This window comes from Microtetraspora fusca (assembly GCF_001570365.1).
Taxonomy (GTDB): domain Bacteria; phylum Actinomycetota; class Actinomycetes; order Streptosporangiales; family Streptosporangiaceae; genus Microtetraspora; species Microtetraspora fusca.
In genome coordinates, this window is sequence record NZ_BBYK01000066.1 from 1 (window position 1) to 8,057 (window position 8,057).

Consider the following 8,057-nt stretch of genomic DNA (forward strand, 5'->3'; position numbering starts at 1 on the left):
TACGGCGTCGCCTGGTGTCAGATCGCCTTGATCGATCTGCTCTCGGATGATCTCGGCGATCTGCTTGTAGACGGGTACGGGTCCCTCGCGATCAAGCACAACCGCATGATAGGCGAAACCGTACGTCTACCCACAAAGCAGACACCTGGCTCACTTATGCATACGTGTACTAGACCAATGCGGTCGAGTGAGTTAAGGTCCATCGTGCTGCGAGGCGTTCTTTGCAGGAGGGGACGGGATACGGCGCCAGCGTGTGTCGGTGACGATCACGTGGTCGAGGAAGCGCAGGCCGACGGTCTCGGCCGCCTCGTGGAGGCGTGCGGTGACCTCCAGGTCGGCCCGGCTGGGCTCAAGGGAGCCGCTGGGGTGGTTGTGGGCGAGGCCGAAGGCGGCCCCGCCGGAGACGAGGACGGTGGCGATGATGTCGCGAACGGGCGCGGGGGTGTGGTCGCTGCCCCCTTCGCTGGCCAGGGTCCGCCGCAGGACGTTGCCCCTGGCGTCGCAGACGAGCACGACCAGGCGTTCCCTCGCCTGGCCGTGCAGGAGTGGTGCCGCGGCTGCCGCCAGGTCCCCCGAGCAGGTGATGCGGGTCCGCTCCGGCTCGGCCTGGGCACGCCGTACGAGCTGGAATGCGGCGGCGACGCGGGCGGCCTTGGCGGGACCCACACCGGGAACCGCCAGCAGGCGATGGGGTTCGGCCCGGGCCAGCTCTCCCAGGTCGCCGCAGTGGGCGATGAGCCGTGAGGCCAGCTCGACGGCGTTGGCGCCCTTGCTGCCCGAGCCGAGCAACAGCGCGAGCAGCTCACGATCGGCGAGTACGGCCGGGCCCGAGGCGAGCAGACGCTCTCGGGGCTGGTCGGCCACGGGCAGATCCTTGACGCGCATCGCCACCTCCGGACGGGGAATCCGGATCGGTTCTACCAGCGGCCACCGACAGTCAGAGCTGGACCGGGATCCCGTAGACCAGGCGGAACCTGTCGCCCGGTATGACGATGTCGCTGGTCTCGACCGGGCGGTCGCCGGTCCAGTGGGTGCGCTCGACGTGCATTACCTGGACCCCGGCCGGGAGTTCGAGCAGATCGCTCTCGGTCGGCTGGGGGACCCGGATATGAACGCTCTCGCTGATCTCGGTGATCTTCGTTCCGGAGATCGCCAGGCGTTCCAGAACGCTCTTGCGCTCCGTCGTGCCCTCGTCGGGAGCCTGTCCCTGGCTGAACTCCAGCAGCTCATACGACGTGGCGAGCTGGATCGGCCGCCCGTCGCCGCGAACCACGTGGAAGACCTTGGTCACCTGACTGCCCTGCCCGAGCCGCAGGCGCTGGACGATTTCCGGAGGAGCCTCCGAAAGCTCGCTGCGCCAGCTCCAGGTGGGGCGATAGCCGCCCCCCTGAATCTCCGACGGCAGCGTGGCCAGGGTGTCGGGAAGGCGACTTCGGTAGAGGGGGAGCAATGTCGGTTTCTCCCGGACGCGGTGGCCGGAGCCGACACGGCCGACGATGAGACCCTCGTGCGCGAGCACGCGCAACGCGTGCCGGGCCGCGGTCTCGCCGACGCTGTATTTCCGCGTGATCTGGTGACGTGAGGGGATCGGTGCACCCGGCGGCAGAGTGCCATCGACGATCTGACGTCGAATGTCCTCGACAACGCGCAGGTAGACCGGATCGGAATTGGCCATCATCCATCCCTGGGGGTGGGCTTTGATGCGGTCGCCCAATCTTGGCGTATCCGATGGACAACCCAGAGTAATGGTCCCTGTCTGTGACTCCAACTTTACGGATCAGATGGTGAAAGGTGCGCCGGAGATGGAGACGCCCCCCGCGGCCGTTCCGGAAAACCCGATTCCCGAGCCGTATCACGGCGTTCACGTGGCTCCGGCGCAAAAGGGGCACGAGAAGATCCGCTGGCTCGCCCCGGCCCAGCGGAGCGACCGTGTCCGGGTCCGTCGGCATACCTGCGAATGCAAGGCGACGATCTATGAGTTGTGCCACTCCGGCGGTCTGCTGTTCATCCGCCGGACAGTACGCGGACCCGACGGGGCGCGGGTGCACGAGAGCGATCGGCTCGTCACGGCCAAGATGGAGGCCCTCTGGCTCATGCTGCTGCTCGGCGAGGCCCGATGATCGTGAGCGGGCCCACGCCAGGACGGGGACGGAGTCGGTGAGGCGCCCGGCCGGTGCCGCGCCCGCGCCGTACGGCACGAGAGACGGTCGTGACTTGGTCAAGCTGCCCAGGGTGCCTGTGACCTGGGAGAACGTCACCGGGCGAGAGATTCGAAAAATTCTCGTCTGTTACGTGTAACGCGCTCGTAAGGCGCGGCGATTGTTGGAGTAGAGGCCGCTGATCTGTGTACCCCCGAGCACATATCAGCGGCCTCTTTCCATCCCGTCCTGACCCGGTCCGTACGGGGCCGTCCGGGTAACGGGGTGGCGAGGTCCACCGATTCCGAGGATCCGGGTAGCGTTCGGTCTATGGCATCGCCAACTGGAACCTCTGACGCCCCCTTCGGCCGCATGCTGACCGCGATGGTCACCCCGTTCACCAAGGACGGAGCCGTCGATTATGAGGGTGTCCAGCGTCTCGCCGCCTATCTGGTCGACGAGCAGCGCAACGACGGGCTCGTCGTGAGCGGCACGACCGGAGAGTCTCCCACCACCACCGACGACGAGAAGGAGCGCATCCTCCGCGCGGTGGTCGAGGCGGTGGGTGACCGGGCCACGGTCGTGGCAGGGGCCGGCAGCAACGACACGCATCACAGCGTGGAACTCGCCCGGGCCGCCGAGCGCGCCGGAGCGCATGGTCTGTTGGTGGTGACTCCCTATTACAATAAACCGCCGCAAGAGGGCCTTTATCGTCATTTCACCGCTGTGGCTGACGCTACCGGCCTTCCAGTGATGCTTTATGACATTCCCGCCCGGACCGGGGTGCCCATCGCGACCGAGACGCTCATCCGGCTGGCCCAGCATCCCCGGATCGTCGCCGTGAAGGACGCCAAGGGCGACCTGTTCGCGGGCTCGCAGGTCATGACGGCCACCGACCTGGTGTTCTACTCCGGGGACGACCTGGTGAACCTGGCGTGGCTGTCCGTGGGCGCCGCCGGGTTCGTCAGCGTGGTGGGTCATGTGGCCGGCGCGGACCTCGCCTCGATGATCGAGCGCTACCGGTCCGGGGACGTCGCCGGCGCCCTGGAGGTGCACCGCAGGCTGCTGCCCGTGGTCGCGGGCATCATGACGCGGACCCAGGGGGCGATCACGTCCAAGGCGGCGCTGCGTCTGATCGGCCAGGACGCCGGTTACATGCGGTTGCCGCTCGTCGACGCGACGGAGGAGCAGATCGCGATGCTGCGCGTGGACCTCGTCGCGGGCGGCCTGAAGCTTGCAGATAGCTAGTAACGATGGAGACGAATGAGCGAGCGCATCACCAGACATAACGGTCGCGACCTCCGGGGGATCCAGCCGACCGGCGGGGAGATCCGGTGAGCGGGGGAGCGATCGGAACCCGCGGCGGGCGGATCGAGGAGTTCGCATGAGCCATCCGCATCCTGAGCTCGGTCCTCCGCCGCCGCTGCCCACGGGCGGCCTGCGCATCGTCGCGCTTGGCGGTCTCGGGGAGATCGGCCGCAACATGGCGGTCTTCGAGTTCGACGGCCGCCTGCTCGTCGTGGACTGCGGGGTACTCTTCCCCGATCCCGAGCAGCCGGGCATCGATCTGATCCTGCCCGACTTCGACTACATCCGCGACCGACTGGACGACATCGAGGCGGTCGTCCTGACCCATGCCCACGAAGACCACATCGGCGCGGTGCCGTACCTCCTGCGGGAGCGTCGGGACCTGCCGCTGGTCGGGTCGCGGCTGACCCTGGGCCTGATCGAGAGCAAACTCACCGAACACCGGATGCAGCCGGTCAAGGTCGAGGTCGTCGAGGGGGAGCGGCGCCGGTTCGGGCCGTTCGAGTGCGAGTTCTTCGCGGTCAACCACTCGATCCCGGACGCCCTCGCGGTCGCGATCAGGACGCCGGCCGGCATCGTGCTGCACACCGGCGACTTCAAGATGGACCAGCTCCCGATGGACGGGCGGCTGACCGACCTCGGCGGGTTCGCCCGGCTGGGGGCCGAGGGCGTCGATCTCCTGATGTCGGACTCGACGAACTCCGAGGTGCCCGGCTTCGTCACCAGTGAGCGGGACATCGCCCCGGTCATCGACGACGTCTTCCGCACCGCCGAGAAGCGGATCATCGTGGCGAGCTTCGCCTCGCACATCCACCGCGTGCAGCAGATCATGGACGCGGCGGAGAAGCACGGCCGCAAGGTGGCGCTGATCGGCCGGTCCATGGTCCGCAACATGGGGGTGGCCCGCGACCTCGGCTACCTACACGTGCCCGCCGGGCTGCTGGTCGACTCCCGCGAGATCGAGGAGTGGCCGCCGGAGGACGTGGTGCTGATCTGCACCGGGTCCCAGGGCGAGCCGATGGCCGCGCTGTCGCGGATGGCCAACCGCGACCACCCGATCCGCATCGCCGCCGGCGACACCGTCCTGCTGGCGTCCTCGCTGGTCCCGGGCAACGAGACGGCGGTCAACAAGGTCATCAACGGCCTGAGCCGCTGGGGCGCCCGAGTCGTCCACAAGGGCAACGCCCGCGTCCACGTGTCCGGCCACGCGGCGGCCGGTGAGCTGCTGTACGTGCTGAACCTCACCAAGCCGTCGAACTTCATGCCGGTGCACGGGGAGTGGCGGCATCTGCGGGCGCACGCGCAGCTCGCGCGGCTGACCGGCGTGCCCGACGAGAACATCGTCATCGCCGACGACGGCGTGGTGGTCGACCTCGTCGACGGTCAGGCGCGGATCACGGGGGCGGTCTCCTGCGGCTACGTGTTCGTTGATGGGACGTCGGTCGGCGACATCACGGACGTCGCGCTCAAGGACCGCCGCATCCTCGGCGACGAGGGCTTCATCTCCGTCGTCGTGGTGGTCGACTCGACGACCGGCAAGCTGACCGGCGGTCCCGAGATCACCGCGCGCGGTTCCGGTATCGATCCGGACGCGTTGGACGGGGTCATCCCGCAGATCGAGGCCGCCCTTCAGGAGGCGGCGTCCGACGGGGTCGCGGACGTGCAGCAGATCCGCCGTGCGGTCCGTCGTACGGTCGGCCGGTGGGTGAGCGACACCTACCGCCGCCGCCCGATGATCATCCCTGTGGTGGTCGAGGTATAGCGGAAGGAGCACCGGGCACCGTGTGTGCCCGGTGCTCCTCGCCTTGTGTGACCGGTGCGCCGGCGCGTACGTTCGAAGCGATCATCGACGTACGTGAGGAAGGGGCCGCGTGACGGCCGAGGCGGATCAGGTCAGGGTCGTCTACCGCAAATACGGCGGGTCGCTGCACTGGAACCATCCGGCGCGCCTGCTCGGAGACGACGAGTTCGGCGTGTGGGTGGGGTGCCCGGCGGGGACCAGCGCCCGCAGGGGCGAGGAGCCGCCGGTCGTGTGGGAGCGGCCGTTCGTGATCCTGTTCCCCCACCAGGCGTGGTGGACGGCCACGTTCAACCCCGCCGACCACAAGACGGCGATCTACTGCGATGTCACCACCGTGCCCGAGTGGCGCGACGGCGAGGTGACCATGGTCGATCTGGATCTCGACGTGCTGCGCTTCCAGGACGGCCGCCTGCATCTCGACGACGAGGACGAGTTCGCCGAGCACCAGGTGCTGTACGGCTATCCCGTGGAGATCATCAGCCAGGCGGAGCGATCGGCCGCCTGGCTGATGGACGCGGTACGGCGCGGTGAGGGCCCCTTCGGAGGGGCCCACCACCGGTGGCTCTCCCTGGTCAGCTGACGCCTTCCGGCGGCCACCGCGGCCGTTGGACGGCCGCTGGGGGTCAGTGCGGCAGGTCCAGGACGCCGTCCACGTGGCGGGGCACCCGCAGCGGGTTGTCGTCGCGCAGTGCCTCGGGCAGCAGGGCCGGGGGAGTGTCCTGGTAGGCCACCGGCCGGAGGAAGCGGAAGATCGCCGCCTGCCCCACCGAGGTCGTGGCCGGCTCGGTGGACGAGGGGTACGGCCCGCCGTGCTGCTGGGCCCAGGACACCGCGACGCCGGTGGGGTACCCGTTGAAGATCAGCCGGCCGGCGCGGTCACGCAGGACGGACGTCAGCCGCGTCGCCAACTTCTCCTCGCCGGGCTCGCTGTGCAGGGTGGCGGTCAGATTGCCGGGCGTGGCCGACAGCGCCGCGACCAGCTCGTCCTCGTCCTGGTACGTCAGCACGACGGTGAGCGGGCCGAAGCACTCCTCAAGGAGCAGCTCGGCGGCGTTCCCGTCGGCGAGCAGCGTGGCGGGGGCGGTCAGCAGACGCGCGGCCACCTGCCGGTCGTCCCCGGGCTTGCCCGTGGCGGCGACGGTCACGCCGGGCAGCGAGGAACGGGCGTCCGCCCCCGACGCGAACCCGTGGCGGATGTTGTCGCCGAGCAGCACCTGCGGCCCCGTCTCGGTGAAGTGCGCGGCCAGCGCCTCGACCAGCGCGCGACCCGCGTCCGTGGCGGGGGCGAGGACGAGGCCCGGCTTGGTGCAGAACTGCCCGGAGCCCAGCGTCGCGGACGCGGCCAGACCGGAGGCGATCTCGGCGGTGCGCGCCTCGGCCGCCCCCGGCGTGATCACCAGCGGGTTGAGGCTGCCCAGCTCGCCGTAGAAGGGGATCGGCTCGGGCCGCGACTTCGCCACGTCGTGCAGGTGGCGGCCTCCGGGGACCGACCCGGTGAAGCCCACGGCCTTCACGAGCGGGTGGCGGACCAGGGCGATCCCGGCGTCCTGGCCGTGGACGAGCTGGACGACGTCCTCGGGCAGGCCGGCCGTGCGCGCTCCGGCGCGCAGCGCCGCCAGGGCGAGCTCCGATGTCTCGGGGTGCAGCGGGTGGGCCTTGACCACGACCGGGCAGCCGGCGGCGAGCGCGCTCGCGGTGTCGCCCCCGCTGACGCTGAAGGCGAGCGGGAAGTTGCTCGCGGAGAACACGGCCACCACGCCGACGGGCACGTTCATGCGGCGCAGGTCGGGGCGCGGGGGCGTCGCCGAGGGGTCGGGCCGGTCGATGCGCACGTCCAGGAAGGACCCCTCGCGCAACGCCTCGGCGAACAGCCGGAACTGCCCGGCGGCCCGGCCCACCTCGCCGGTCAGCCGCGGCACGCCGAGCGCGGTTTCCGCGTCGGCGGCGGCGACGAGCGCGTCCCTGGCCGCCTCCAGCTCGGCGGCGATCGCCTCCAGCAGCTCCGCGCGGCCGCGCGGGCCCGCCTCGTCCAGCGTTCGCCGGGTCGCCTCGGCGGTCCGGCAGGCCAGATCGACCTGATCGGCGGATGACTCGGCGAACTCGCCGCGGCGGTCGCCGGTGCGGGCGTCGACGCTCCAAAGGGTCATCGGTGCGGGTCTCCAATCACGATCTCACGCGGTCCGCCGGAGGGGCGCGGGCGGCTGGACCCATCCTGCACCAGGCGGCTCGCGACGAGGTGACCGGTGTCACCGGCCTGTGGATAACCTCCGCCGACCTGAGGCGCGGGCGGGGCGCACCCCTATCGCCAGCGAGTCGCACGACCCGCCCGGCGACGGGGTGGTGGATGTGCGCAAGAGCGAGACCACAGTCAGCCGCCCTCCGCGGTTGAGCTCCCAACCTCGTCCCGCCGACTCCCGGTCGGGCCGAAGAGGACCGGCCCATGAGGAGGCGGGGTTTCGGCCGTCGTCACGCTGCGGCTAGTGTCGGTACATGATCACGCTCATCACCGGGGCCGCCGGTCACATCGGCACCTGCCTGCGCCGGGGACTGCCCGCGCTCGGGCACCGGCTGCGCCTCACGGACCGGGCCCCGATCGAGGACGCCGGCGTCGACCAGGTCGTCGGCGACATCACCGACCCCGCGACGCTCGCCCGCGCCATGGAGGGCGTGCGCGCCGTCGTCCACCTGGCGGGCGACCCCTCGACGGGCGCGTCCTTCGAGAGCGTGCTCGACGCCAATATCGAGGGAACATACCGGGTCTTCGAGGCGGCGCGGCTCGCGGGCGCGGAGCGGATCGTCTTCGCCAGCAG

The 8,057-nt window shown here is 70.2% G+C and carries 8 protein-coding genes; 5 read left to right on the forward strand and 3 right to left on the reverse strand.

The genetic code is table 11. From position 1 onward, the window contains the following. Positions 1 to 192: 192 nt before the first annotated feature. Both AWQ68_RS31205 and AWQ68_RS31210 read right to left on the reverse strand, forming a co-directional pair. The gene (locus AWQ68_RS31205) at positions 193 to 885 is read right to left on the reverse strand and encodes a JAB domain-containing protein (RefSeq protein ID WP_066947287.1); all 693 of its coding nucleotides are present in this window, start codon (positions 883 to 885) and stop codon (positions 193 to 195) included. Between the two features lie 52 nt (positions 886 to 937). Beyond that, positions 938 to 1,675 carry a GntR family transcriptional regulator gene (locus AWQ68_RS31210; RefSeq protein ID WP_066947289.1) on the reverse strand — a complete coding sequence of 246 codons (738 nt, stop codon included), beginning with the start codon at positions 1,673 to 1,675 and terminating at the stop codon, positions 938 to 940. Positions 1,676 to 1,802: 127 nt separating this feature from the next. Between AWQ68_RS31210 and AWQ68_RS31215 the strand changes: the two genes are divergently transcribed. The 4 genes from AWQ68_RS31215 (at position 1,803) to AWQ68_RS31230 (ending at position 5,827) form a co-directional block, all read left to right on the forward strand. Further along, positions 1,803 to 2,120 carry a hypothetical protein gene (locus AWQ68_RS31215; RefSeq protein ID WP_066947502.1) on the forward strand — a complete coding sequence of 106 codons (318 nt, stop codon included), beginning with the start codon at positions 1,803 to 1,805 and terminating at the stop codon, positions 2,118 to 2,120. A gap of 348 nt (positions 2,121 to 2,468) precedes the next feature. Further along, positions 2,469 to 3,386 carry a 4-hydroxy-tetrahydrodipicolinate synthase gene (gene dapA / locus AWQ68_RS31220; protein ID WP_084464598.1) on the forward strand — a complete coding sequence of 306 codons (918 nt, stop codon included), beginning with the start codon at positions 2,469 to 2,471 and terminating at the stop codon, positions 3,384 to 3,386. A 136-nt stretch (positions 3,387 to 3,522) separates the two neighbouring features. Then, the gene (locus AWQ68_RS31225) at positions 3,523 to 5,208 is read left to right on the forward strand and encodes a ribonuclease J (protein ID WP_066947293.1); all 1,686 of its coding nucleotides are present in this window, start codon (positions 3,523 to 3,525) and stop codon (positions 5,206 to 5,208) included. A 109-nt stretch (positions 5,209 to 5,317) separates the two neighbouring features. Then, positions 5,318 to 5,827, forward strand: a complete 510-nt coding sequence (locus AWQ68_RS31230) for a DUF402 domain-containing protein (RefSeq protein WP_066947296.1) — start codon at positions 5,318 to 5,320, stop codon at positions 5,825 to 5,827. Between the two features lie 43 nt (positions 5,828 to 5,870). Here AWQ68_RS31230 and AWQ68_RS31235 read toward each other — a convergent pair whose 3' ends face one another. Continuing rightward, a complete protein-coding gene (locus tag AWQ68_RS31235; RefSeq protein WP_066947303.1) occupies positions 5,871 to 7,394 on the reverse strand; it encodes an aldehyde dehydrogenase (NADP(+)) in 1,524 nt (507 codons plus the stop codon). A 343-nt stretch (positions 7,395 to 7,737) separates the two neighbouring features. Between AWQ68_RS31235 and AWQ68_RS45365 the strand changes: the two genes are divergently transcribed. Next, positions 7,738 to 8,057 (forward strand): NAD-dependent epimerase/dehydratase family protein (locus tag AWQ68_RS45365; RefSeq protein WP_245656257.1); only part of this gene is annotated, 320 nt, incomplete at its 3' end.

Coding starts and splice junctions, on each gene's coding strand:
- AWQ68_RS31210 (WP_066947289.1), bottom strand. CDS start 1,675: ATGGCCAATTCCGATCCGGTCTACCTGCGCGTTGTCGAGGACATTCGA.
- AWQ68_RS31205 (WP_066947287.1), bottom strand. CDS start 885: ATGCGCGTCAAGGATCTGCCCGTGGCCGACCAGCCCCGAGAGCGTCTG.
- dapA (WP_084464598.1), top strand. CDS start 2,469: ATGGCATCGCCAACTGGAACCTCTGACGCCCCCTTCGGCCGCATGCTG.
- AWQ68_RS31215 (WP_066947502.1), top strand. CDS start 1,803: ATGGAGACGCCCCCCGCGGCCGTTCCGGAAAACCCGATTCCCGAGCCG.
- AWQ68_RS31225 (WP_066947293.1), top strand. CDS start 3,523: ATGAGCCATCCGCATCCTGAGCTCGGTCCTCCGCCGCCGCTGCCCACG.
- AWQ68_RS31235 (WP_066947303.1), bottom strand. CDS start 7,394: ATGACCCTTTGGAGCGTCGACGCCCGCACCGGCGACCGCCGCGGCGAG.